The organism is Roseovarius roseus, from assembly GCF_043355935.2.
GTDB lineage: Bacteria > Pseudomonadota > Alphaproteobacteria > Rhodobacterales > Rhodobacteraceae > Roseovarius > Roseovarius roseus.
Genome location: NZ_JBHFPE020000002.1, coordinates 434,737 through 457,470 on the forward strand (window position 1 = coordinate 434,737; position 22,734 = coordinate 457,470).

The following is a 22,734-nucleotide window of genomic DNA, read 5'->3' on the forward strand; positions in this document are numbered from 1 at the left end:
TTATGGGGAGCAAACAGGATGACGGTGAAAGTGGCAGCAGGCCGATGCCAAAATCACCCAAGCGCAACCAGATCGACGATAATCTGAAGCGTGTCTACAACGAGATGCTCGAAGAAGACGTGCCTGACCGCTTTGAAGAATTGCTGAGGCAGTTGCGCGAGCAGGACAAATCATGACAGCCAAAAAAGTCGAGGACGATGCCGCGCAGATGGATCCGCGCGAGGAAATCGTGCTGCACCTCAAACCGATGCGCGCCTTTGCGCTATCCCTGACGCGGGACGTCGCGCGCGCGGATGATCTGGTGCAGGACACCGTGGTCAAGGCATGGACGAATATCGACAAGTTCACTGCGGGCACGAACATGCGTGCCTGGCTTTTCACCATCCTGCGCAACACGTTCTATTCCGAACGGCGCAAGGCCAAGCGCGAGGTGGCCGATGTTGACGGCGCCATGACCGAGCGGATGTCGGAGAAGCCGGCTCATGATGGCCGGCTGGCCCTTACGGATTTCCGCCGCGCCTTCGACCAGTTGCCGGCCGAGCAGCGCGAGGCGCTGATTCTGGTTGGTGCGCAGGGGTTTGCCTATGAAGAGGCGGCGCGCATGTGCAATTGCGCCGTTGGCACCGTCAAGAGTCGCGCCAATCGCGGGCGCAAACGCCTTGCCGAGATGTTGGACATGCATGAAGATGAAGCGATGGAGTTGACGGACCAAGCCACCGTCGCCGTGATAAGCCGCAACCCGGGAACCTAGCTCGCGTGGATCAGATCAGACCTGAAAGGGCGGTGACGCCGGAAGAGGGCTGGCAGTCCCTTAGGCGTCGCAATGCCTTGCTTCCGCGGATCGCGCTGATGCTGACGCTTGCGCTGTTGCCCCTTGGCATCATCGCCGTGGCGCAGACCCAAGGCGCGATCAGCGCCGCGCGCGAGACGTATCGAGCCAGCCTCAGCGCCCAGACGACACGTCTTGTTGCGGCCGAGCGCGAGACGATTCAGAGCGCGCGCGGCATCACACAAGGTTTGGCCGATGCGCTGGCGGTCATGGGTCCCAGTGACGGCATCTGCACGGAGTTGATGAAATACTCCTCTCAGCGCAACGAAGACGTTGTGTTCCTCGGCTACATCGACACCAACCGCCGGTCCGAGTGCAATAATTTTGGGACCACCTACGATTTCTCGCATATCGATGCACTGAGCCGGGCGATGGAGCAGGGCGATTTGTCGATCAATTTCAACGCGTCAGGTGGAGCCAGCGGTATACCTGTCGTCGTCCTGCAGCAGCCCGTCTACAACGTGCAAGGCGTCTTTCGCGGCTTCGTGACCGTGTCGATGTCAACGCAGGCGATGATCGCCGACAGGGTCGCGGATCCCACGTCCGAGAAGGCTGTAATCGTCACCTTCAACGCGCGCGGCGAGATGCTGACGGCGGATGACGCGCCCGGCGGGTACGAGCAATACCTTCCCGCAGAGACATCCCTCGCGGATCTGGTCGGCCAAGGCAATCAGCTTTTCACCGAGGCCAGCCGTGCTGGCGCGACGCGAGATTTCGCGGTCGTGCCTATCATTGACGGCACTGCCTATGCCTTGGGTAGCTGGGAATCGACCCGGCCCTTGATACGCGAGCGGGCCTTTTCGCTTTTCACGCTGCTCTTTCCCCTGCTGATGTGGCTGATCAGCCTTGTCGTCGCGCTGCTGGCGCTCCGGTTGCAGGTCATCCGGCCCATTCGCATCCTCGGTCGTCAGATGCGCGATTTCGCGGAGGGCCGCCGCGTCTTTCAGAGCGATGCCCTGGATAGTGCCCCCAGCGAGCTGCGCGAGATCGGCGAGACCTTTGCCACGATGGCGCAGAAGGTCATCCGGGACGAGGCCGATCTGGAAAATACCGTTCACGAGCGGGACGTTCTGATCAAGGAAGTGCACCACCGGGTCAAGAACAACCTTCAGCTGATGTCGTCGATCCTCAACATGCAATCGCGCAATGCGCCCAACACGGGCACACGCAGCGCCCTCCGTAAGGTCCAGGATCGTCTGACCAGCCTCGCCGCGGTGCATCGCGGCCTCTACGAGACGCCGCAGGTCAGCCAGGTGCGTGTCGATACGCTGCTGGACGATCTGCTGGGCCAACTGGCCAAGCTGGGCGATGGCGGCTCGGCGCCGCTGGACGTTGATCTGCAGCTTGAGCCGGTCACGCTGGTGCCGGATCAGGCCGGGCCGCTGGCCCTGCTTGCGGCCGAAGGTTTCACTAACGCGCTGAAATACGCCACGGCGGGCGATGACGGGCGCAAGCGTATCCGCGTGCGCCTCTACCCGCATTCGTCGGGGCCGGACATGGTCATGTTCGAGATCGCCAACACGGTACAAGGCGAGATCCGGGCCGAGAGCGAGGAAGGACTGGGCATGAAACTGATTCAAGCCTTCTGTGCGCAGCTTGATTGCCGGATGAAGAGCAGTGATGAAGAGGCCGGATGGTACGCGATGCAGGTCTGCTTCAAGATGCAGGAATTCGAGCCGGAGCAGCATACGCCCCGTGTCTGATCGGCTTCGCACTGCGCGGACCTGCGCCCCCGAAAATCGTAGGAAGGCCGGTTGATCGCGCCGGCGCTGCAGGCGGCGTTCCGGGGCCTGCTGGCCGGAGGCGCGCTGCTCATCGGCGCTGCAGCGGGCTATTCCCTGCGACTCCCATCCAAGGCTTCCTCGTCGATCATGGCTTTCAGGATCGGCGTGCCTGTTTCGGCGCTCGCTGCGATCTGATGGACGAGGCCGTTGCCGTCGCCGACCAGCTCCGCGAGGGATGTCCCTGCTGGACCGGATATCTCCCCGAAGCATTTGAAAAGATCCACGCGCTGTCGGGCCTCATCGCGGCAGTCGGCTTCTTGCTCGCTTTCGCCAGAAGCCACCTGTTCTAGGCTGTCGGACTGACCGGGCAGAAAAACGGGCAGAAAAAAGGCGACCCGATCAGGGGCCGCCCTTGCAACATCGCGATAGGATCGGATTACTTCTTGGCGCTGGTGTGATGCGCGCCGATGAACCAGGCATCCTTGCTGACGCCGCGGCTGACTCCGGTGAAGAGGTCGGCGGTTTCCTCGTCCCCGGACTCGCCCACTTCCTTGAGGCTTTCGTGCACTAGTGTCGTGAACTGCACCATGCGCTTCTTCAGCTCGTCGATATGGACATCCTGATGCACGGCATCGCGCGGATAGGGCTCCAGTTTGCCGTTTTTCTCGACGCCTTCCAGCGTGCCGTCGGCGGTGCCGCCCAAGATGACACAGCGCTCGGCAATCGTGTCAACATGCTCGCCCATGCGGTCATAGACATCATCCAGCAGCTCGTGGATACCGATGAAGCTGGGGCCCTTGATGTTCCAATGCGCCTGCTTGATCGCCAGCTGCAGCTGAATGCCGGTCGCCAGAGCGACATTCAGGTGATTGATCGAGGCTTCGCGGGCGTTGTCGCTGAGATAGTCGGTGAACTTCTCGGTCATGACGTATCCTTTCTTCCAATTCCTTCGCGCGGCGCCGTTTCCGGGGCCGCGCTGGTATGGTGGGTATACGCCCCGGCAACCCATTCGGTTCCCGGAATGTGAGCAAAGATTTGGCCCGCTCAGCGCCCGCTCATGATCATGCGGAAACGCAGCTGGTCAAAGATCACCGCAAGGATCAGAAGCGCGCCCAAAAGCACCATCTGCATGTAGGAGCTGACCTGCGCGAGGTTCATGCCATTCTGCACAAGGATGATGAAGAACCCGCCCAGCACGACGTTCTCGACCCGGCCAAGCCCACCGCGCAGCGACACGCCGGCAATGACGCAGGCGGCGATGGATTCAAGCGCGATGGTCCCGCCCAGATTCGCCTCGCCCGATTCCACGCGCGCGGTCAGCAAGAGGCCCGTCAGTGCCGCGATCAGCGAGCAGAGGATGTAGGCCGTCATCAAGGTCCGCTTGGTGTTGATCGCCGACAGGTGCGCGGCCTTGATGTTGCCACCCACCGCGTAGACCTGCGCGCCGACGCGCGTGCGCGACATGAAGACCCACATGGCCGCGATGCAGATGGCGGCCACGATCACCGGAATGGGCACACCCCAGAGCCTGCCAAAGCCAAACACGTTGCCAAAGGCGAAAGGCAGGCCCGAAACCGGGATGCCGCCCGTCAGGAAGAGGGCAAGGCCCGCCCCGACTGAACTGACGCCCAGCGTCATGATGAAGGGCGATACCTCGAAGACGGCAACGCCGATCCCGTTGATCCCGCCCACGATCAGCGCCGCGCCGAACCCCGCCAGCGCGCCGATGGCGATGGCGAGCCACACGGCCTCGGGAAAGATCGGCGCCATCGCCACCATCGTCATCGCCGAGACAACCGAACTGAGCGCGATCACCGTGCCCACCGATAGATCGAAGCCCCCCGAGATCAGCACCAGCATCTGGCCCAATGAGACGAGGATCAGGTAGACCGATTGGCGCCCCACATTGACGAGGTTCTGAACCGTCAGGAACTTGTCCGACAGAAGCGTGAACACGATCAGCGCGATACCCAGGAAGAACGGCAGCACGCCCACCCGGATAAAGATCCGCTTTAGCAGGTTGTCCTTTTGTGCCTCATCGCTTGTGGCGGTGCTCATGCAGTCTCTCCAGTTTCGTCGAAAAAGTGGCGCAGCACGTTGTCTTCGGTGCGCGCGTCACCGGTCAATTCTGTGGTGATGCGGCCCTCGGCCATGACCAGAACGCGGTGCGCGAGGTTCAGAACTTCGGGCAGGTCGGACGAGATCACGATCACCGCCTTGCCCGACGCGGCGATGTCGCCGATCAGCCGGTAGAGCGCGGCGCGCGTGCCCATGTCGACGCCCACCGTCGGCTCGTCAAAGATGAAAAGGTCGGCGTCATGGCCGAAGCTTTTGGCGAAAAGCACCTTCTGCTGGTTTCCACCCGAGAGCTGCGCGACCGCCTTGGGGCGATAGCTGTCCTTCAGTTCGACCGTCTCGAAAATCTCGGCCGAGGTTTCGCGCAGGGCGCGGGGTCGGATCATTTTGCTGGCCTCGCGGCCCATCATCAGGTCGATCCCGAGGTTCTGCCACGCGCTCTTGGCCAGATCGAGCCCCTCGGCCTTGCGATCGGACGACAGGTAATAGATGCCCGCGCCGATCACGTGGCGCGTTGGCGCGCCGGTGATATCCTCGCCCTTCCAGCGCACGGTGCCGCCGCGAATGGGCTGTATCCCCATCAGTGCGCGGAACAGCCGCGACTTGCCCGAGCCCACAAGGCCCGCCATGCCCAGGACCTCGCCGCGCCGGGCGGTCAGGGATGCGCCGCGCACGCCCCATGCGCGCAGATTTTCGACTTCCAGCAGCAACTCTGCCGGATCATGCGGGATGTCGGGATAGATATCGCGAATGGCGCGGCCCGCCATCATCTCGACCAGCGTCGCCTCGTCCGTGTCGGCCATCTGCGTCGTGCCGATATAGGCCCCGTCGCGCAGCACGGTCACGCGGTCGGCGATGCGCTCGAACTCGTGGATGCGGTGCGAGATGTAGATGACCGCGACGCCCTCTTCGCGCAGCTTGAGGATCGTCTCGAACAGGTGATCGACCTCGCGGTCGGTCAGCGAGGCGGTAGGCTCGTCAAGGATCAGGCATTTGGGCTGGCCATGAAAAGCCTTGGCGATCTCGACCATCTGCTGCTGCGCGCGGCTCAGATGCGCGACCGTCTCGGCCACTGGCACGTCAAAGCCGAGGCGGTCCAGCAGCTCCTGCGCGCCGCGGCGCATCGCGCGGTGGTCGGTAAAGGGGCCGATCCCCGGCTCGCGGCCCAGAAACATGTTCTGCGCGACGGTCATCGTCGGGATCAGCGAGAATTCCTGAAAAACGGTATAGATGCCCGCCGCCTGCGCATCGGCGACCGAGACAAAGCGCACCGCGCGCCCCTCGACCTCGATACTGCCCTCGGACGGTGTATTGGCGCCTGCCAGCAGCGAGATCAGCGTCGATTTGCCCGCGCCATTCTCACCGAAGAGCACATGCACCTCGCCGCGCGTCACGTCGAAATCGACATGATCGAGCGCAATCACGCCTGGGTAGGCGCGCGTCAGGCCGCGTGTCTGAATGAGGGGAGTATTTGTCATGGAAAAATGGGCCCTTCGAAAGGGAGTGCCGGGCGGCGCAAGGCCGCCCGGCAGCAAAGATCACTCGACCGAGAAGACCGGCGAGAAGTCTTCGGGCGGCAGAACGGTGCTGCGGTCCGTATCGGCGATATTGTCTTGGTTGATGACAAAGATCTTCGGGCCGACGTGCTTGATCACATCCTTGCCTTCCAGGATGCGGACGGCCTGATCGACCGCCATGCGCGCCTGGATGACCATCGAGTCGGCAGGCGCCGCGGTGATGAAGCCGCGCTCGATCCCCGTCCAGACGCCGGGCGTCAGGTAGAAGGCCAGAATGCCCGTCTCGCCCATCAAGCCGCGCTCGCGGATGAGACCCTGCGCCGCTTCGGCGGTCACGGCGGTGCCCGCGATGTAGTCAACATCGGGATTGGCCTGCAAAACGTCCTCGACCAGCTTCAGCTGCGCCTCCTTGCCGGTATCGCCGTAGCGCGGCTCGAGCACGGTGACGGCAGAGCCTTCGACCGCCTGCATGAAGCCGGTATTCGCGGCCTCGACCCAGCCTGCGCCTGCGGGGCCGGGGAACCAGCCGACAGTCACTTCGTCGCTACCCGCAGGGTGCTGCTCGGCCAGGTAATTGCCGATTTCGCTGCCCATCGTCTGGAACGACACCAGCGCCTTGCCCGCGATATCGGACGACGAGACGCCGTTGATGACGTCGATCACCGGAATGCCCTGGCCCGCAACCTCGGAGATAACCGAGTTGAGGCCGTCATAGGAAATCGCACCGATAATGACGGCATCCGCACCGCCCGCGACGCAATCCTCGATCTGGCTGATCTGGCCCGCGAGTTCCGTATAGCCGCCCGCCTCGGTCACGTTCAGCTTGACGCCAAGGCGGCGTGCCTCCTCAACCAGGCCATAGTCGACGCCCAGCCAATAGGCGTCTTTCATGTGCGGCAGGGCGGCGCAGATGTTCCACGCCTTCTCGGCCTTATCCAGCGCCTCATAGGTCACGGGCGTGCGCTCGCCATCGGTAGCAAAGGCCGGTTCGGTCTGCTCGGCCTCATAGGGGAACCACGCCTCCTGCGCGACGGCGGCCACCGGCATCAGCGCGGCAAGTGCCGTGCCGAGGGTGAGTTTTGTCAGTGTCTTTGTCATTGATCGTTACTCCCTTGGGTATGTGTGGGCAGGCGTGATGCCCGCCTCGTTGATTATCTTGCCGCGCGCGCCTATTTCAGCGCGCTGCGGATCTTCTCCAGCCGGGCGGTGCGTGCGTGCCGCGCCTCCAGCGCGGTTTCCATGTCGACCTCGACGAACTTGACCGGCGTGTTGGGCTGAAGCTGCCCGATCAGGTCCATATCGGCGGAAATGATCGCGCCGACGGTGAAATAGCCGCCGCCCGACACCGCGTCGCGGTGTAGCACGATGGGCTCCGTCCCGCCGGGGATCTGGATCGAGCCGTAGCTGTAGCAGCCATCGACGATATTCGACGGGTCCGAGCCTGCGCCGAAGGGTTGCTCGCGCGGGGCGAATTCCATCGGCTTGCCGCCGCGAAAGCGGTAGCCCATTCGGTCCGCCTCGGGCGCGACCTTCCATTCATCCGCAAAGAACTGCTTTTGCGAGCTTTCCGTCAGGCGGTGCCAGTAGAGGCCCGGCAGAACGCGCAACTCCACTGGCTTGGGCAATTCGGCCAGCAGGGAATGGTCCAACGTGCGCTCCCTGGCATTCGCGCTGGGCGTGCCCACGGGAACAACATCGCCCGCCGCCAGTGCGCGGCCCTCAAAGCCGCCCAATGCACCGATCGGATAGGTCGAGCGGCTGCCAAGCGCCGGGGGCGTGTCGATGCCGCCTGCGATGGCGATATAGATGCGCGCTCCGGTTTTCAGGAACCCGAATTTCAGCGTCTGCCCGGCCTTGACCGGGAAGGAGGACCAGCATTTGCGCTCTTCGCCATCCACGTAAACGGGCATCTCCGCCCCGCCGACAGCGACCAGCGCGTCGTCGTTGAAAGTAAGCTCTGGCCCCATGAAGACCGCTTCCAGTCCGGCGGCATCCTCGGGGTTGCCGACCAGCATGTTGGCGATGCGCATCGCCGCGCGGTCCATCGCGCCGCCCTCGGGGATACCGAGGTGGAAATAGCCCGGACGCCCCAGATCCTGAATGGTGGTCAAAAGGCCGGGTTTGACAACTTCAAACGTCATTGAGAGCCTCCATCAGCTTGGCGTTGGTGCCTTCCATATCCGCGTTGAAATCCTCAAGATCGAAGGTCACGTTGGCGATGCGCGGCTGGTATGTGCCGTCCTCGACCGCCTTGAGGATGCGGTCATATTCTTCGCGGTCGATCGGCTTCCATTTGACGATATCGCCGGGCTTGAAGAAGACCATGAAGTCCTTGAGATAGCTCACCTTCTGATCGGCATCGAAGATGGTCATCGGCGTGATGCCGAACATCTGGTAGCCGCCCGCACCGCGCACCGAATAGACGCAGGAGAAGCAGCCGCCATAGCCGACCGTCTGCTTCGGCGTGTCGGTGCGCGGCTTGAGGTATTTCGGCACTTCGATCTGCTTTTCGCGCTCGACCAGCTGGTAGAGGAACGGCAGGCCCGACACGAAGCCGACCATCGACACGAACCACGGCGCAGAGTGATGCGCCTCGATGAACGCCTCGACACTGTCATAGCCATTGATGCGTGCGGCATAGTCCAGATCGGTGCCCGAAGGGTCCTGATGACGCTCGCGAAAGCGCATGACGCAATCATGGGTCCACGGATCCTGATAGAAGACCGGCACCTCGACGATGCGCGTCTCTAGCCGCTTCTCGGCGTTCTCGGCCTTGGCCTCGAATTCCTTGAGTTTGGCCATCATGTCTTCGGGCGCGATCACCTCGGGGTCATAGCGCACCTGAAAGGACGCGTTGGCCGGGCAAATCTCGCGCACGCCGTCGATATTGGCCTCGCGCGCCGCGTTGCTCATGGCGAGGGATTTGAAGAACGCGTCCAGCGACATCTCCTCGTCCATCTCGACGAAGATATGTTCGTCGCCGCCGTATGAATACCGTGTCTTCACGATGCTCCTCCTGTCTCTTGGGTGAGGTTGCCCGCGTCCAGCCACGGCTCGAGCCATTGGGTATGGATGCGGCCCGCGCGCAGATCAGGCGATGCTGCCAGCGCCTTGTGCAGCGGGATGGTGGTCTTGAGCCCGTCGATTTTCACCGCGTCGAGCGCCTTTGCCATCTTGTCGATGGCCGCCTCGCGGTCGCCTGCATGAACGATCAGCTTGCCGATCAGCGAGTCGTAGAAGGGCGGGATCTGATAGCCCTCGTAGAGGAAGTGATCGACACGGATGCCGTCCGACTCGGGCAGATCAAGGCTGCCGACCACGCCGGGGAAGGGCATGAATTTCTTGAGCGGATCTTCGGCGTTGAGGCGCACCTCGATGGCATGGCCGTTCAGGGTGATCTCATCTTGGGTGACGGGCAGATCCTCGCCGCCGCAGACGCGGATCATCAGCGCGACCAGATCGAGGCCGGTGATCATCTCGGTTACCGGATGCTCCACCTGGATCCGCGTGTTCATCTCGATGAAGTAGAACTTGTCAGCGCGCGCGTCATAAAGGTATTCGACCGTTCCCGCGCCGCAATATTCCACCGCTTCGGCCAGATCGACGGCGGCGTCGCACATCGCGGTCCGCGTCGCCTCGGGCAGGCCGAAGGCGGGCGCCTCCTCCCACACTTTCTGGCGGCGGCGCTGGAGCGAGCATTCGCGCTCAAAGCAGTGCACGGCGCGTTTTCCGTCGCCGAGGATCTGCACCTCGATATGGCGCGGCTCGGTGATGACCTTCTCGATATAGATGCCGCCATCCCCGAAGGCGGCTTCGGCCTCCTGCCGGGCTTGCGGGGCCAGCTTGGCCAGTTCCTCGGGCGTGCCCGCAATGCGTATACCGCGCCCGCCACCGCCGGCGCTGGCCTTGATCATCACCGGATAGCCGATGCGCTCGGCAATCTCGGCGGCCGCATCCATGTCATCGACGCGTCCGTCCGATCCGGGCACGACGGGCACGCCCGCCGTCTCGGCCACCTGCCGGGCGGACACCTTGTCGCCCATGCTCTGGATCGTGTCCGCCGAGGGGCCGACAAAGATCATGCCCGCGTCAACAACCGCGCGGGCAAAGCGGGGGCTTTCAGCCAGAAAGCCATAACCGGGATGCACCGCATCCGCGCCCGCGTCCTTGGCGGCCTTCACCACGGCGTCCACATCCAAGTAGGATTTGGAGGCCTGCGCCGGGCCGATGCATACAGCCTCGTCGGCCATGCGCACGGCCAGCATCTCGGCATCCGCTTCGGAATGGGCCTGGATCGTGTGGATGCCAAGGCTCTGCGCGGCGCGCACGATGCGCACGGCGATTTCGCCCCGGTTCGCGATGAAAAGGCGCTGAATGCTCATTTTACTTCAGCGTCGCCAGAACGTCGCCCGCCGAGACAGCCGCCTCGTTTTCCGCTGAATAACCGCCAAAGGTGCCATCCTCCTCGGCCTGCACCTCGATGAAGGATTTCATAACTTCGACAAGCCCGATCGTTTCGCCGCTCTTGACCGCGTCGCCCTCGGATTTGAAGGGCGCGTCATCGGGCGAGGGCTTGTGGTAGAAGGTGCCGGGGACGGGGGATTGAATGTCAGCCATGTGGGTATCTCCTGTGAGGGTTCAGCTGGCGTCATGTGCCAGCACATCGCGCGCGGGCGCTATGATGATATCGTTTTCGGTCAGGGTCTTGCGGATCGCCTTGAGGATCTCGACCGCGCCGGGCGTGTCGGAATGCACGCAGATCGACTCGAATGCGACGTCGATATCCTTGCCGCTCTCGGTCTCGACCTTACCTTCCTTGCAGGCGCGCAGGCATTTGGCCGCAATCGCCTCGGGGTCTGCGGCGGCGCCCTTGCGGGTAAAGATGATCATGCCGTCATCGCCGTAATCGCGGTCGGAATAGAACTCGCGCACCACCGGGTGGGAATGCCGCTTGGCCACCTCGTACGTCAGCGCGGCGCCCATGCAGAAAAGGATCAGGTCGGGCGCGGTCGCCTGCAGCGTCTCGACCAGGTGGCGCGACAGATCCTCATTGCGCGCGGCCTCCATGTAGAGCGCGCCATGCGGTTTCACATGCTGCAAAGGCACCTCGTGGCGGCGGCCGAATTCGCGCAGCGCGCCGATCTGGTAAAGGATGTCATTGACCAACTCGTCATCGGCGGCATCGATCTTGCGCCGGCCAAAGCCCTGCAGATCCTTGTAGGCCGGATGCGCGCCCAGGCCCACGCCATGCGCCTTGGCCAGCGCCGCGACGCGGTTCATCGAGTTGGGATCGCCCGCGTGAAAGCCGGTGGCGACATTGGCCGAGCTGATGACGGCCATCAGCGCCTCGTCAGGGGCGTCGCCATAGCTCCAATGGCCAAAGCCTTCGCCCATGTCACAATTGAGATCCACAATCTTGCGCATACAGCATCCCCCCCGGAACTATTGTTGTGCAAAGCCTGCGCCTCGATTGAGTGTTTGTAAATTACAAAAAATTGCGCAACTAATATCGGATTATCCGATAACCCGAATTTGCGAGGCATCGCATGAATTTAAGGCAGCTCAAATACTTCGTCGCCACCGCCGAGACGGCGCAGGTCAGCCGGGCGGCCTCGGCGCTGTCGATCTCGCAAAGCTCGGTCACGACGGCGATCCGCGATCTGGAATCGTCCCTTGGCGCGACGCTGTTCCTGCGTACGCGGCACGGCATGGACCTGACCGATGCGGGGCGCGAACTCTTGGCCTCGGCCTATGCGATCCTTGGCAAGATCGACGAGGCGCAGAACCTGCGGCACCGCGACACCGATGCCTCGGGCACGATCCGCATTGCCGCCAGCTATACGGTGATCGGCTATTTCCTGCCCTTTCACCTCGACCGTCTGCGCCGCCTGCACCCCAATCTGAACATCGAGCTGCACGAGCTGAACCGCGACAGCATCGAGGAGGGGCTGCTGTCGGGCCGCTTTGACGTCGCCGTCCTTCTGACGTCGAACATCACCAATCCGGGACTGGAGAGCGAGACACTGCTGCGTTCGGCCCGGCGGGTGTGGTGCGCCAGCGGGCATCCCTTTGCCCAGCGGCGCAACATCAGTTTCGACGAGATCGCGGATGAGGATTACATTCTGCTGACCGTCGATGAGGCCGCCAACACTGCGATGAAATACTGGAGCGCCCAGACCCGCGAGCCGCGCGTGCGTCTGCGCACCATGTCGATCGAGGCGGTCCGCTCGATGGTGGCGAACGGGCAGGGCATCACGATCCTCAGCGACATGGTCTACCGGCCGTGGTCGCTGGAGGGCAAGCGGATCGCGACGGTCATGCCCGCCGCACAAGTGCCGACGATGGATGTGGGCCTTGCTTGGCGCCGCGGCGCGGCCTTTACCCCGCAGATGGATCTGATTCACGCTTATTTCCGGCAGGCGTTCAATTCGCCCTATGCCGGGTAGCGATCACAGGATCGGGCCGACAGTCGCGACCGCGTTGTTCCAGATGCGCCGGTAATAGGGCCAGGCGTCGACATCGCTGAGGGTGATTTGTACCGATCCGGCGATATACTCGGCCTGCCGCGCTTCGACCGCCTGAGCGATCGTGGCGTCCTGAAGCAGGATGTTGTTCTCGAAATTCAGATCGAAACTGCGCAGGTCGATATTGGACGAGCCGATGAGGCAAGCCGTGCCGTCGATGGTCAGCGTCTTGGCATGCAGAAGGCCGCCCGTATATTCGTGGATGATGCAACCCGCCTCCAGCAGGCGGCGGTAAAAGCTGTGACTTGCGGCGGCGACGATCAGGCTGTCATTCTTGCGCGGCATGATGAGCGTCACGGCGATACCCCGGTGTGCTGCGGCGCAGAGCGCCTCGAGCACGGTGGCATCCGGCACGAAATAAGGGGTCGAGATCACCAGCCGTTCACGCGCGCACCCCGTCGCTGTCGCAAAGAGTTGCGGGGTGGAGCTGCGCCGCTCGGTCGGGCCGTGGCCCATCGCCTGCGCGGCAAAGCCGCCCGGAACGGGCGGGCAGGCATGCGCCAGCGCCTCGGGCGGCTCGCCCGTCGCGCGCATCCAATCGCTGGCGAACAGCAGCTGGTTCTGTGCCACGACCGGCCCGGTGAGGCGCAGCATGATATCGACCCAGGGGCCAAACTTGGCCTTGGGCAGAAATTCGGGATCGGCCGAATTGCGGCTGCCGCAATAGGTGACCGCCCCGTCGATCACCGTGATCTTGCGGTGGTTGCGCATGTCGAGGCGGCTGGTCAGGATCGTGCGGATGGGCCGCGTCAGCGGCATCGCCACGGCCAGGTGAACGCCTGCCTCGCGCATCCGTATCCAGAGGGTCGAGCGGATCAGCGCGCGAGAGCCCAGACCATCCGCCATCGCGCGGCAGGTGACACCGCGCCGGGCGGCGCGGATCAGCGCCTCGGCCAGTTCGGTGCCGGTGCCATCCTCCAGCCATATGTAATAGAGCGCGTGCACATGATTGGTCGCAGCGTCGATATCGGCCACCATCCGGGCGCGCGTCTGCGCAGCATCCTCCATCAACTCGGCGGCATTGCCGGGCAAGGGAAGAAAGCCGTTGATCGAGGCCGCATAGCTGAAAACGGGCCGGAACTGCGCCTTGATCTCGGTTTCCAGTGCCGAGACTTCGCCCATCAGCGCGCGCGTCTCGCCATGAAGCTGCTCGCGGATGCTGCGCTGCATCTCGTGCGCGCGCCGGCCCAGATTGTTCTCGCCAAAGAGGAAATAGACGACGCTGCCAAAGAAAGGAACGACGATCAGCACGATGATCCACGCCAATCGCGCGGGCGGCGACAGGTCATCGCGCAACATCAATCGCACCGATAACGACAGCACCACCAGAATATGGGCGGCAAGAGCGATACTCATTCGGAGTCCTTCGGCATTTCGAGGTCTATGACAACGGGCAGGTGATCCGAGGCGCGTGCCGCCAGCTCAGAGGCGTGAACATGTGCCGAGACCTCCTGCAGATCGCCGCGCAGAACAAAGCGGTCCAGCGGGGCCGTGGGCCGTGACGCGTGAAAGCTGTTGCCGGGCAGGATCATGCGACAACTGCCGCCCAGAAGTCCTGCGATCGCCGGATCGTGCCGCCATGCGTTGAAATCCCCGGCCAGCAGCACGGGATGATCGGCATTTTTCATATGCCGTCCCAGCGCCGACAGTTGCCCCGCCCGCACCCGCCGCGCCAGCGCCAGATGCACGCCGATCACCTCGATCCGGGGCGCGCCGAACAGCGCCGAGACGGCGCCGCGGGGCTCGAGGGAGGGCAGCTCGATGCGGGTAGCATCGGTCAGCACCAGCGATCGGTCGCGGTAGAGGATCAGATTGCCGTGCCAGCCATGACTGGCCGGGCGCACCGACAGATCGACCAGCCGATAGCCCAGTTTCTCGCGCAGCATGTCCAGCGGCAGAACACCCGCGCGCTTGCCGACACGCTTGTCGGCCTCCTGCAGGATGACGACATCGGCCCCGATCTCGTGCAGCACGCGCGCGATGCGGTCGCCGTCGCGCCGCCAGTCGAGTCCGACGGCCTTGCGGATATTGTAGCTGGCAATGCGCATCAGCGGCGCCGTGCGCTATATGTGGAACCTGCGCCGGGGGCCGGGTCGCTCATTCTGTGTGGGCCTCCTGCCGGGGTATGATGCGCGCCGAGGATGCCGCGCCGCGCGGCAAAAGAAAAGGCTGGGGACGCTTATTGCGCGCCATCCGTGAGCCGATGCGCGCGGATCGTCTGACCGTCCCGCGCCGTCAGGACCAGCGCGCCGGTCCCATCGATTTCGTAGCGCATGATTTCAGGCAAGAGCGTCAGCAGCCTCTGTTCCTGCTCCATCAGGGCGGGCACGCAGGCCATCCGTGTGGTGGCCGTGGGCGACAGTTCAATCGCGTCGCCCGGCCCGGCTGTATATGTACCGACAAGGCGATTGCAGCTGGCATTGCCCGCCAGCGCGCCATCCGGCTGAAAGGACAGCATGGCAGGCGAGCGGTCGATCACGCCGCGCTCGCCGATATACTCGATGCCCCACTCGCCGCCGGTCAGCGCCGGCCCGCCCCGATCCTGGGCCACCAGTGCAGAAATGGCGGCGATGCCGGTCGCGGCGAGGATGACGAAGCCAAGGATGATGCGTTTCATGATGGGCCTTTCTGACGAATAAGCGAACCTTTCCTACCTGTGCACCTTGCCGCGCGGGGTCAAGTGCCTGCGCCGCGTCAGAGCGGGGAGGCATTCAGCCAGTCGATGATCCTGAGGATATCGTCGCGGCTACCGATATGGTCGCGTTCCACCGCCGAGAATCTCTCCTGCATCGGCATCTCGAAGGCAAAGGGCGCCACCAATGCGCCGCTGTTCAGGGCCTGCCGGGCAAAGCTGCGGCTGATGATGGCGCAGCCATGCCCGGCCGACAGGATCTGTAGCGCGATCAGCGACGAGTCGGCCTTCATCCAATGGGCCGGGCGCGGCAGATCATAGCCGTTCTGCTCGAACCAGCGGTCCCAGTCGGTCTCGGACCCGACGACCTGCACTATATCCGCGCCGGGCAGCGCCTCCGCCGGGGGCGCGTCGGCAAGGCTGCGCGCGTAGTCGGGATGGCAGACGATGGTGGCAGGCTCCAGCGTCAGCGGGTGGATGTTCCGCTCGGGCCAGTTGCCGTCGCCATAGCGGATATCGAGATCGATGCTCGCATCATTCATCCGGTCGGCCCAGACGGTCGTCGACAGCTCGATCTCGATCTCCGGGTGCAACGCGCGAAACTCGTTCAGCCGCGGCGCCAGGATGAGTGCCGCGAAGGAAATGGAAGAGCGCACCCGGATCAGCGATTCGCGCTGGCCGCGAAAGAGGCCGTCCGTCGCCGTCTGCATTGCCTGGAACGACTTGCGGATCGGCAGCGCATAGGCCTGGCCTACATCGGTCAGCTCGACCCCCTTGGCCAGCCGCTTGAACAGCTGCACGCCCAGATGCTGCTCCAGCAGGCGAATCTGTTGGCTGACGGCGGCCGGGGTGAAGTTCAGTTCGTCCGCAGCTGAGGTGAAGGAGCTGTGCCGCGCCGCCGCCTCGAACGCGCGCAGCCAGGTGACATGAGGCAGTCGGCGCATGAAATGTCCCCTTCGTTTGACCGCGATGATGACCGCGATCCGGCCGGGGGGCAACGCGCCCAGACCAAAATAATATGGGGGCAAAGCGGTCAAAGCCGTTGTTTGCACTGCCGCCCCGGCTGCGATTTGTGTGGACCCTGATCCGAAAGGGCGGAAAGTTGCAATGCAGGACACTGAATTTGATTACATCATCGTCGGCGCAGGTTCGGCCGGATGCGTCTTGGCCGAGCGTCTGACGCAAGGCGGACGACTGAAGGTGCTGCTGCTCGAGGCGGGCGGCAGCGATGCGCGCATGTGGGTCAAGATCCCCATCGGTTACGCGATGAACTTCGCCAACCCGGCGGTCAACTGGGGCTATCATGCCGAGGCGGATGAGGGCCTGGCCGGGCGCTCCGCCTACTGGCCGCGCGGGCGTGTCGTGGGCGGCTGCGGCTCGATCAATGCGATGGCCTATCTGCGCGGCCTGCCGCATGATTTCGACGATTGGAGCCGCGCGGGCGCCACCGGCTGGGACTGGGAGAAGGTGCGCGCCGTCTATGACCGGATGGAGCGGCACTCTGCCACGCCCGAGGAGGGCGGCCCGGTCTGGGTGCAGGATCTGTCGGACCAGATGCATCCCTTCTCGCGCCATTTCCTGCGCGCGGCGCAGGAGGCCGGATACTGCGTGACGGATGACATCAACCGCAGCGATAGCGGCGGGATCGGCTATTATCGCAGCACCGTGCGGCGCGGGCTGCGCTGGTCCTCGGCGGATGCGTTCCTGCGCCCGGCGCTGCGCCGGAAAAACCTGCGCATGATCACCCGCGCCCATGTGCAGCGGCTGGAGTTCGACGGTGCGCGCGTCTGCGGGATAACTTATTCTCACAAGGGTCAGACGCATCAGGTGCGGGCGGGCCGGGGCGTGATCCTCAGCGCGGGGGCCATCAACTCGCCGCAGATCCTGCAGCTGTCGGGGATCGGCCCGGCAGATTTGTTGAAATCGCGCGGCATCGAGGTGCGCCGCGATCTGGGCGAGGTGGGTCAGGGCCTGCAGGATCACTTGGCGGTGTCCTTCCAGTTCCACGCCACCCAGCCGACGCTGAATTCCGTGCTGGGCCGCAACTGGGGCAAGCTGCGGGCGGGCGCTGAATACCTGCTGCGCCGCAAGGGGCCTCTAGCGGTGCCGGTCAACCAAGTGGGCGGCTTCGTGCGCACGTCGCCGGAAGCACCTAAGCCCGATATGCAGCTTTTCTGCAACCCTGCGTCCTATGAGATCACCGCCGAAGGGCGCGCCGTGCTGGACCGCGCACCGGGCTACCTGCTGTCGGCGCAGCCTTGCCGCCCGACCAGCCGGGGCTCGGTCATCATCCGGTCAGCGGACTATCGCGACGCGCCCGCGATCCAGCCCAACTCCCTGTCGACATCGCAGGACAGGCAGGCCGCCATCCGAGCCGGCCGCATCTTGCAGGGCCTCGCGCGCACGAATGCCCTGCGCGCGGTGACAAAGGGGTGCAAGAAGCCCGAATTCGCCGCGATGGACGAGGACGCGCTGCTGCAAGAATTTCGCAATCGTGCCTCGACCGTCTATCACCCCTCCTGCACCTGCCGGATGGGCAAGGATGCGGGGTCGTCGGTCGTGAACGCGCGGCTTGAGGTGCACGGCGTACCGGGACTGCGGGTGGTCGATGCCTCGGCCTTTCCCAATGTCACCTCGGGCAACATCAATGCCCCCACCATGATGCTGTCCATGCAGGCCGCCGACATGATCTTGCAGGATGCAGGCTAACCTTTCCCAAACCAGAAGACGGAAACCCATGCGCCTTGAGAAACTCGAAACCTTTGTCGTCGCCAACCCGCCCCCGCGGCATGGCGGGCGGTATTTCATCTTTGTCCGCCTGACGACCGCCTGCGGCATCACCGGAGTGGGCGAGATCTACAACGCCACCTTCGGCCCCGAGCTTTGCTGCGCCATGGCGCGCGACATGTTCGGGCGGCATTTCGAGGGCGCGAACCCGCGCCATATCGAGAAGCTCTTTCGCAAGGCCTATGGCGCGGGATTTACCCAGCGGCCGGATGTCAGCGTCATGGGCGTGTTCAGCGGGCTGGAAATGGCCTGCTGGGATATTGTCGGCAAGGCGGCGGACCAGCCTGTTTACGAGTTGCTGGGGGGCCGCGTGCATGATCGGCTGCGCAGCTATTCCTACGTCTATCCAGCCAGTGGCGATGTCTATCCCGATCCCGCGCAACCCAATGTCTACAACAATGCCGAAATGGCCGCCGAGGTGGCGCTGGAGATGGTCGATCAGGGTTTTACCGCGCTGAAATTCGACCCCGCCGGCCCCTTTACCATCTATGACGGCCACCAACCCCGACGCGAGGATATCAGCCTCAGTGCCGCCTTCTGCCGCGAGATCCGCGCGGCGGTGGGCGACCGCGCCGATCTGCTCTTTGGCACGCATGGGCAATTCACCGTCGCGGGCGCCAAGCGTCTGGCCCGCGCGCTCGAGCCCTACGATCCGCTCTGGTTCGAAGAGCCCGTGCCGCCCGAAAGCCCTGCCGACATGGCGCAGGTGGCCGCCTTCACCTCGATCCCCGTCGCGGCGGGCGAGCGGCTTTGCACGAAATACGAGTTCGCCCGATTGATCGAGGCGGGCGCCGCCTCGATATTGCAGATGAACGTTGGGCGTGTCGGGGGCCTTCTCGAGGCCAAGAAGATCGCCGGGATGGCCGAAACCCGCCAGGTCCAGATCGCGCCGCATCTTTATTGCGGCCCCATTGTCGCCGCCGCCAACATCCAGATCGCGGCATGCTCGCCCAACTTCCTGGTGCTGGAGAGTATCGGAACCTTCGACGGCCCCTATATGCAGGGCGTCACCGGCCAGATCGAGTGGGAGGACGGCTATATCCGGCCCTCCACCGCGCCCGGCCTCGGGATCGAGATCGACGACGAAGCAGTCGCCCGGATGCCCTATACCGGCACCGAGCTACATCTGGACATGGCGCAAACACACGTAACCCCCTGACAGGAGACAGACATGAAATCTCTCGACACATTCTACATCGACGGGGCCTGGGTCGCGCCTGCCTCGGACAGGACGATGCCAATTCTCACGCCAGATACGAACGCTCAGATCGGCACCCTGGCGCTGGGCACGGAAAAGGACGTGGACCGCGCCGTCGCCGCCGCCAAGGCCGCGTTCGAGGTCTATTCCCACACCTCCAAGGAGGAGCGTCTGGCGTTGCTGCGCCGCTTGGCCGAGGTGATGCGCGCCCGCATGGGCGATCTGGCCGAGGCGATCACGACCGAGATGGGCGCGCCCATCACCATGTCGCGCGAGGTGCAGGCCGAATCCGGCATCGGGCATCTGGAGGCGTTCATCGACGCGCTCGAGGCGCTGAAGGAGGAGGAGACGCTGCCGAACGGCGATATCCTCAGCCGCGAGCCCATCGGCGTCTGCGGCCTCATCACGCCGTGGAACTGGCCGATCAACCAGATCGCGCTCAAGGTCATTCCGGCGCTCGCTACCGGCTCGACCTGCATTCTGAAACCGTCCGAGCATACGCCCCTGTCGGCGCAGCTTTTTGCCGAGATGGTGGATGAAGCAGGCTTTCCCGCAGGTGTTTTCAACCTCGTTCAGGGCGATGGCCCGACCGTGGGCGCGGCCCTGTCGCGCCACCCCGACGTGGCCATGATGTCCTTTACCGGCTCGACCCGCGCGGGCAGTGCCGTGTCCAAGGATGCCGCCGACACGATCAAGCGTGTGACACTGGAGCTGGGCGGGAAATCCCCCAACCTGATCTTTGCCGATTGCGATCTGGAGACCCGCGTGACAGAGGGCGCGCAGCTCTGCTTCTACAACACCGGGCAGTCCTGCGACGCGCCCACCCGCATGCTGGTTGAGCGCAGCGCCTATCCCAAGGCGCTGGAGATTGCGCGCGCGGCGGCCGAGGCGCAGGCGGTAGGCGATCCGCACCGGGAGGGCGATCATATCGGACCGCTCTTTGACAAGATCCAGTATGACCGCGTTCAGGCGCTGATCCAGAAAGGCATGGACGAGGGTGGCCGCCTTCTGGCTGGCGGTCCGGGCCGCCCCGAGGATCTGCCCGAAGCGCTGCAATCGGGCTGGTTCGTGCGGCCCACGATCTTTGCCGATGTGACGCCCGAGATGACGCTGTGGCGCGAGGAGGTGTTCGGCCCCGTTCTGGTCATCACGCCCTTCGACGACGAGGACGAGGCGATCGCACTGGCCAATGACACCGAATACGGACTGGCCGCCTATATCCAGACGGGCAGCGAAGAGCGCGCAACCCGCGTTGCCCGCCGCCTGCGCGCCGGGGGCATCCATATCAACGGGCAAGATGCCGATTACGGATCGCCCTTTGGCGGGTTCAAGCATTCCGGCAATGGCCGTGAGGGCGGCATGCTGGGGCTGGAGGACTATCTGGAGGTCAAGGCGCGTCCGCCCTTCGCCGCGTAGGGCAGGGGGCGACAGGCCAGACAAAGTAAAACGGCGCGGAAATCTCCGCGCCGTTTTTTATTGCGTTGGTGCTGGCTGGCCGTCAGGCGCGGGCGCGCTGCTGCGCTTCTTCTTCCTGACCGTGGCCTTTGCGCGCCATAACGCGGTAGGTGCTGCGCACCGCGCCGCGATCAGTATAGCAGCCGCGCAGGTGGCGGCTGCCGCTTTCTGCGACATAGCCCTCGCGCCCATGCACGATGCGGTGGTTGTCAAAGACCACGCAATTCCCGGCCTCCGAGCGGAAGCGCATGGTAAAGCGGTCCTCCTGCATCATGCGGATGAACTTGATGAAGGCCGGATAATAATCGTCCAGCAGGTCCTGCGGCAGATCCATGTTGTCCTGCAGGTGCTGCGAGATGGTCACGCCCGTCACCTTGCCGTCTGCATCCAGCTCGATCACGCGCTGATGGGCGCGGTAGTCCCAGTTCTCGTGGCGGTAGAAGAACGGGATCTCGTGCCCGGCCAGAAGGGCAAACGCCTCGGGATCTTCGGCGCGCAGCGCCTCGGCCACGGCGGCGCCATCCAGAAACAGCGATAGACCGCCCTCGACGGTATTCTCGAGGCAGTGGAGGAACTGCACGCCCGGCGCGGTCTCTTCGCCCGGCAGGTCGGTATGCATCTCAAGCGGGCCGGCGGTAAAGGCGAGGTTCGTCGGTTCGATCTCGACCCGCACGTCAAAGAAGAGGCCCTCGGCCGAGGGCGTGATCGGACCGACGGCATTGACGAGGCGCGGCAGGCTTTCGGTGCTTTTTTCCATGTCCGTCACGATGGCGATGCCATCCTCGATCAGTGCGCGGGTCAGGCGCGCGCGGCCTTCCTCGCTGTCCACCACATCGTCCTGCGCGACGCGGGTGATCGACGGCAGGTAGTCGCCATACCACAGCGTGCGCGGCAGCCCGGCGGGGTCAGCGGCGCGGCCATTGGCGGCCACCTCCTGGAGCAGCGCCAGCGGCACGCGCGAGGCCTGCGCCTCGTCCTGCCAGCCGATGACCAGCATGTCTTCCTCGATCATGGCCGAGCTGGCACGCGGCGGCGCAGCCAGTTCTGAGGCATCAAATATCCGCTCGCGCGTCTGCGGGTCGATACAGGACACGCAGGCATCGCGCAGCCAGTAATAGTTGAAATAGGTGTCGCCACCGGGCAAGCCGACGGTCATGCCCTTGTCCCGGAGATCAAAGGTTGTATCGCTCATATCTGTCATCCTGTTTTTAGGCGGGAAGGTTCGGGGTTTAGCTGGCGTAGCTGTCGCCCTCGTCATCGAGGATCGCGCGCAGCTCCGACAGGTGCGCGTCGGCCTGACCGGGATAGTCGTCCAGCTCCTGTGCCGTTTTCTCGGCGATCTCGTCTGAAAGCACCCGCAGCGGCAGGCCGGTTTGCAGGGCGCGGAGATAGGTCTCGGCCGCGCGCTCGAAGTAGTAGAGACGGTTCCACGTGTCGGCGACATCGCTGCCGATCACCAGAACGCCGTGATTGCCCATGATCATCACCTTCTTGGACGGGTCCGACAGCATCGAGGCGCAGCGCAGGCCCTCTTCCTCGAAGGCCAGCCCGCCGAAGGCATCGTCGATCACATAGCGGTTGTAGAAGGTCGCCGTGTTCTGGTCGATCGGCGGCAGGGTGCTGTCCGCAAGGCAGGCCAGCACGGTTGCCCAAATCGAATGCGCATGCATCACGCAGCGCGCATGGGGGCAGGTCCGGTGGATCGCCGCATGGAGGCCCCAGGCGGTGGGATCGGGCGCGTTGGGCGCCTCCAGCGCGGAGGGATCATTGGCATCCAGGTGCAGCAGGTCAGACGCCTTGATGCGCGAGAAATGCCTTTGGTTGGGGTTGATCAGGAATTCCGTGCCGGCATCGTTGACGGCAAGGCTGAAGTGGTTGGCCACAGCCTCGTGCATGCCAAGGCGCGCGGCCCAGCGAAAGGCGGCGGCCAGATCGGCGCGCTCGGCCCAGTGGCTGAGATTGGCGGCGGGGGTGGGGGTCAGGTCCTGCATT

24 protein-coding genes are annotated in these 22,734 nt (G+C 64.1%); 9 read left to right on the plus strand and 15 right to left on the minus strand.

Translation table 11 applies throughout. From position 1 onward, the window contains the following. The first annotated feature begins 44 nt into the window (after nucleotides 1-44). The 5 genes from ACEWPL_RS06055 (at nucleotide 45) to ACEWPL_RS06075 (ending at nucleotide 2,903) form a co-directional block, all read left to right on the plus strand. Nucleotides 45-176, plus strand: a complete 132-nt coding sequence (locus ACEWPL_RS06055; protein WP_393934145.1) for a NepR family anti-sigma factor — start codon at nucleotides 45-47, stop codon at nucleotides 174-176. Then, nucleotides 173-751 carry an RNA polymerase sigma factor gene (locus tag ACEWPL_RS06060; protein ID WP_393934146.1) on the plus strand — a complete coding sequence of 193 codons (579 nt, stop codon included), beginning with the start codon at nucleotides 173-175 and terminating at the stop codon, nucleotides 749-751. Before ACEWPL_RS06055 ends, ACEWPL_RS06060 begins: the two co-directional genes overlap by 4 nt. 98 nt (nucleotides 752-849) lie before the next feature. After that, nucleotides 850-2,532, plus strand: coding sequence for a sensor histidine kinase (locus ACEWPL_RS06065; protein ID WP_393934147.1), 1,683 nt, complete (start codon nucleotides 850-852; stop codon nucleotides 2,530-2,532). 51 nt (nucleotides 2,533-2,583) lie between these two features. After that, nucleotides 2,584-2,748, plus strand: a complete 165-nt coding sequence (locus ACEWPL_RS06070) for a hypothetical protein (RefSeq protein ID WP_393934148.1) — start codon at nucleotides 2,584-2,586, stop codon at nucleotides 2,746-2,748. Continuing rightward, the gene (locus ACEWPL_RS06075) at nucleotides 2,748-2,903 is read left to right on the plus strand and encodes a hypothetical protein (protein WP_420744331.1); all 156 of its coding nucleotides are present in this window, start codon (nucleotides 2,748-2,750) and stop codon (nucleotides 2,901-2,903) included. Before ACEWPL_RS06070 ends, ACEWPL_RS06075 begins: the two co-directional genes overlap by 1 nt. An 86-nt stretch (nucleotides 2,904-2,989) precedes the next feature. On the opposite strand, the gene dps is transcribed toward ACEWPL_RS06075, so the two are convergent. The 9 genes from dps to ACEWPL_RS06120 form a co-directional block, all read right to left on the minus strand. Beyond that, entirely contained in the window at nucleotides 2,990-3,478 is a 489-nt protein-coding gene (gene dps / locus ACEWPL_RS06080) for a DNA starvation/stationary phase protection protein Dps (RefSeq protein ID WP_393934149.1), read from the minus strand. Nucleotides 3,479-3,597: 119 nt separating this feature from the next. After that, nucleotides 3,598-4,611, minus strand: a complete 1,014-nt coding sequence (locus ACEWPL_RS06085; RefSeq protein ID WP_393934150.1) for an ABC transporter permease — start codon at nucleotides 4,609-4,611, stop codon at nucleotides 3,598-3,600. Further along, entirely contained in the window at nucleotides 4,608-6,107 is a 1,500-nt protein-coding gene (locus ACEWPL_RS06090) for a sugar ABC transporter ATP-binding protein (RefSeq protein ID WP_393934151.1), read from the minus strand. The genes ACEWPL_RS06085 and ACEWPL_RS06090 overlap by 4 nt, the downstream gene beginning before the upstream one ends. Before the next feature lie 60 nt (nucleotides 6,108-6,167). Further along, the gene (gene torT, locus ACEWPL_RS06095) at nucleotides 6,168-7,244 is read right to left on the minus strand and encodes a TMAO reductase system periplasmic protein TorT (protein ID WP_393934152.1); all 1,077 of its coding nucleotides are present in this window, start codon (nucleotides 7,242-7,244) and stop codon (nucleotides 6,168-6,170) included. A gap of 71 nt (nucleotides 7,245-7,315) precedes the next feature. Then, nucleotides 7,316-8,287, minus strand: coding sequence for a 5-oxoprolinase subunit C family protein (locus tag ACEWPL_RS06100; RefSeq protein WP_393934153.1), 972 nt, complete (start codon nucleotides 8,285-8,287; stop codon nucleotides 7,316-7,318). Then, nucleotides 8,277-9,152: a 5-oxoprolinase subunit B family protein gene (locus ACEWPL_RS06105; RefSeq protein ID WP_393934154.1), complete on the minus strand. Its 876-nt coding sequence runs from the start codon at nucleotides 9,150-9,152 to the stop codon at nucleotides 8,277-8,279. The genes ACEWPL_RS06100 and ACEWPL_RS06105 overlap by 11 nt, the downstream gene beginning before the upstream one ends. Further along, nucleotides 9,149-10,528, minus strand: a complete 1,380-nt coding sequence (locus tag ACEWPL_RS06110) for an acetyl-CoA carboxylase biotin carboxylase subunit (RefSeq protein WP_393934155.1) — start codon at nucleotides 10,526-10,528, stop codon at nucleotides 9,149-9,151. The genes ACEWPL_RS06105 and ACEWPL_RS06110 overlap by 4 nt, the downstream gene beginning before the upstream one ends. Nucleotide 10,529: 1 nt before the next feature. Next, nucleotides 10,530-10,763 (minus strand): acetyl-CoA carboxylase, encoded by a 234-nt coding sequence (locus ACEWPL_RS06115; RefSeq protein ID WP_393934156.1) that lies wholly within the window; start codon nucleotides 10,761-10,763, stop codon nucleotides 10,530-10,532. A 21-nt stretch (nucleotides 10,764-10,784) separates the two neighbouring features. Beyond that, nucleotides 10,785-11,570, minus strand: a complete 786-nt coding sequence (locus ACEWPL_RS06120) for a 5-oxoprolinase subunit PxpA (RefSeq protein WP_393934157.1) — start codon at nucleotides 11,568-11,570, stop codon at nucleotides 10,785-10,787. 122 nt (nucleotides 11,571-11,692) lie between these two features. Here ACEWPL_RS06120 and ACEWPL_RS06125 point away from each other — a divergent pair, with 122 nt between their 5' ends. After that, nucleotides 11,693-12,592, plus strand: coding sequence for a LysR family transcriptional regulator (locus ACEWPL_RS06125; RefSeq protein WP_393934158.1), 900 nt, complete (start codon nucleotides 11,693-11,695; stop codon nucleotides 12,590-12,592). Between the two features lie 3 nt (nucleotides 12,593-12,595). Here ACEWPL_RS06125 and cls read toward each other — a convergent pair whose 3' ends face one another. From cls to ACEWPL_RS06145, 4 genes are all read right to left on the minus strand, one after another. Next, entirely contained in the window at nucleotides 12,596-14,026 is a 1,431-nt protein-coding gene (gene cls, locus ACEWPL_RS06130; protein WP_393934159.1) for a cardiolipin synthase, read from the minus strand. After that, nucleotides 14,023-14,718: an endonuclease/exonuclease/phosphatase family protein gene (locus ACEWPL_RS06135; protein WP_393934160.1), complete on the minus strand. Its 696-nt coding sequence runs from the start codon at nucleotides 14,716-14,718 to the stop codon at nucleotides 14,023-14,025. The genes cls and ACEWPL_RS06135 overlap by 4 nt, the downstream gene beginning before the upstream one ends. 131 nt (nucleotides 14,719-14,849) lie before the next feature. Continuing rightward, nucleotides 14,850-15,287, minus strand: coding sequence for an META domain-containing protein (locus tag ACEWPL_RS06140; RefSeq protein WP_393934161.1), 438 nt, complete (start codon nucleotides 15,285-15,287; stop codon nucleotides 14,850-14,852). A 77-nt stretch (nucleotides 15,288-15,364) separates the two neighbouring features. After that, complete coding sequence (locus ACEWPL_RS06145; RefSeq protein ID WP_393934162.1) at nucleotides 15,365-16,246, minus strand: LysR substrate-binding domain-containing protein; 882 nt, start codon at nucleotides 16,244-16,246, stop codon at nucleotides 15,365-15,367. Between the two features lie 163 nt (nucleotides 16,247-16,409). Here ACEWPL_RS06145 and ACEWPL_RS06150 point away from each other — a divergent pair, with 163 nt between their 5' ends. From ACEWPL_RS06150 to ACEWPL_RS06160, 3 genes are read left to right on the plus strand one after another with little or no spacing between them, the layout of a single operon-like run. Continuing rightward, nucleotides 16,410-18,011 carry a GMC family oxidoreductase gene (locus ACEWPL_RS06150; RefSeq protein WP_393934163.1) on the plus strand — a complete coding sequence of 534 codons (1,602 nt, stop codon included), beginning with the start codon at nucleotides 16,410-16,412 and terminating at the stop codon, nucleotides 18,009-18,011. A 28-nt stretch (nucleotides 18,012-18,039) separates the two neighbouring features. Continuing rightward, complete coding sequence (locus ACEWPL_RS06155) at nucleotides 18,040-19,248, plus strand: mandelate racemase/muconate lactonizing enzyme family protein (protein ID WP_393934164.1); 1,209 nt, start codon at nucleotides 18,040-18,042, stop codon at nucleotides 19,246-19,248. Nucleotides 19,249-19,260: 12 nt separating this feature from the next. Continuing rightward, complete coding sequence (locus ACEWPL_RS06160) at nucleotides 19,261-20,703, plus strand: aldehyde dehydrogenase family protein (protein ID WP_393934165.1); 1,443 nt, start codon at nucleotides 19,261-19,263, stop codon at nucleotides 20,701-20,703. A gap of 82 nt (nucleotides 20,704-20,785) precedes the next feature. Here the strand turns inward: ACEWPL_RS06160 and ACEWPL_RS06165 are convergent, their stop codons facing one another. Both ACEWPL_RS06165 and ACEWPL_RS06170 read right to left on the minus strand, forming a co-directional pair. Then, entirely contained in the window at nucleotides 20,786-21,934 is a 1,149-nt protein-coding gene (locus ACEWPL_RS06165; protein ID WP_393934166.1) for a TauD/TfdA family dioxygenase, read from the minus strand. A 37-nt stretch (nucleotides 21,935-21,971) separates the two neighbouring features. Continuing rightward, complete coding sequence (locus tag ACEWPL_RS06170) at nucleotides 21,972-22,733, minus strand: class II aldolase and adducin N-terminal domain-containing protein (protein ID WP_393934167.1); 762 nt, start codon at nucleotides 22,731-22,733, stop codon at nucleotides 21,972-21,974. Nucleotide 22,734 lies beyond the last annotated feature (1 nt).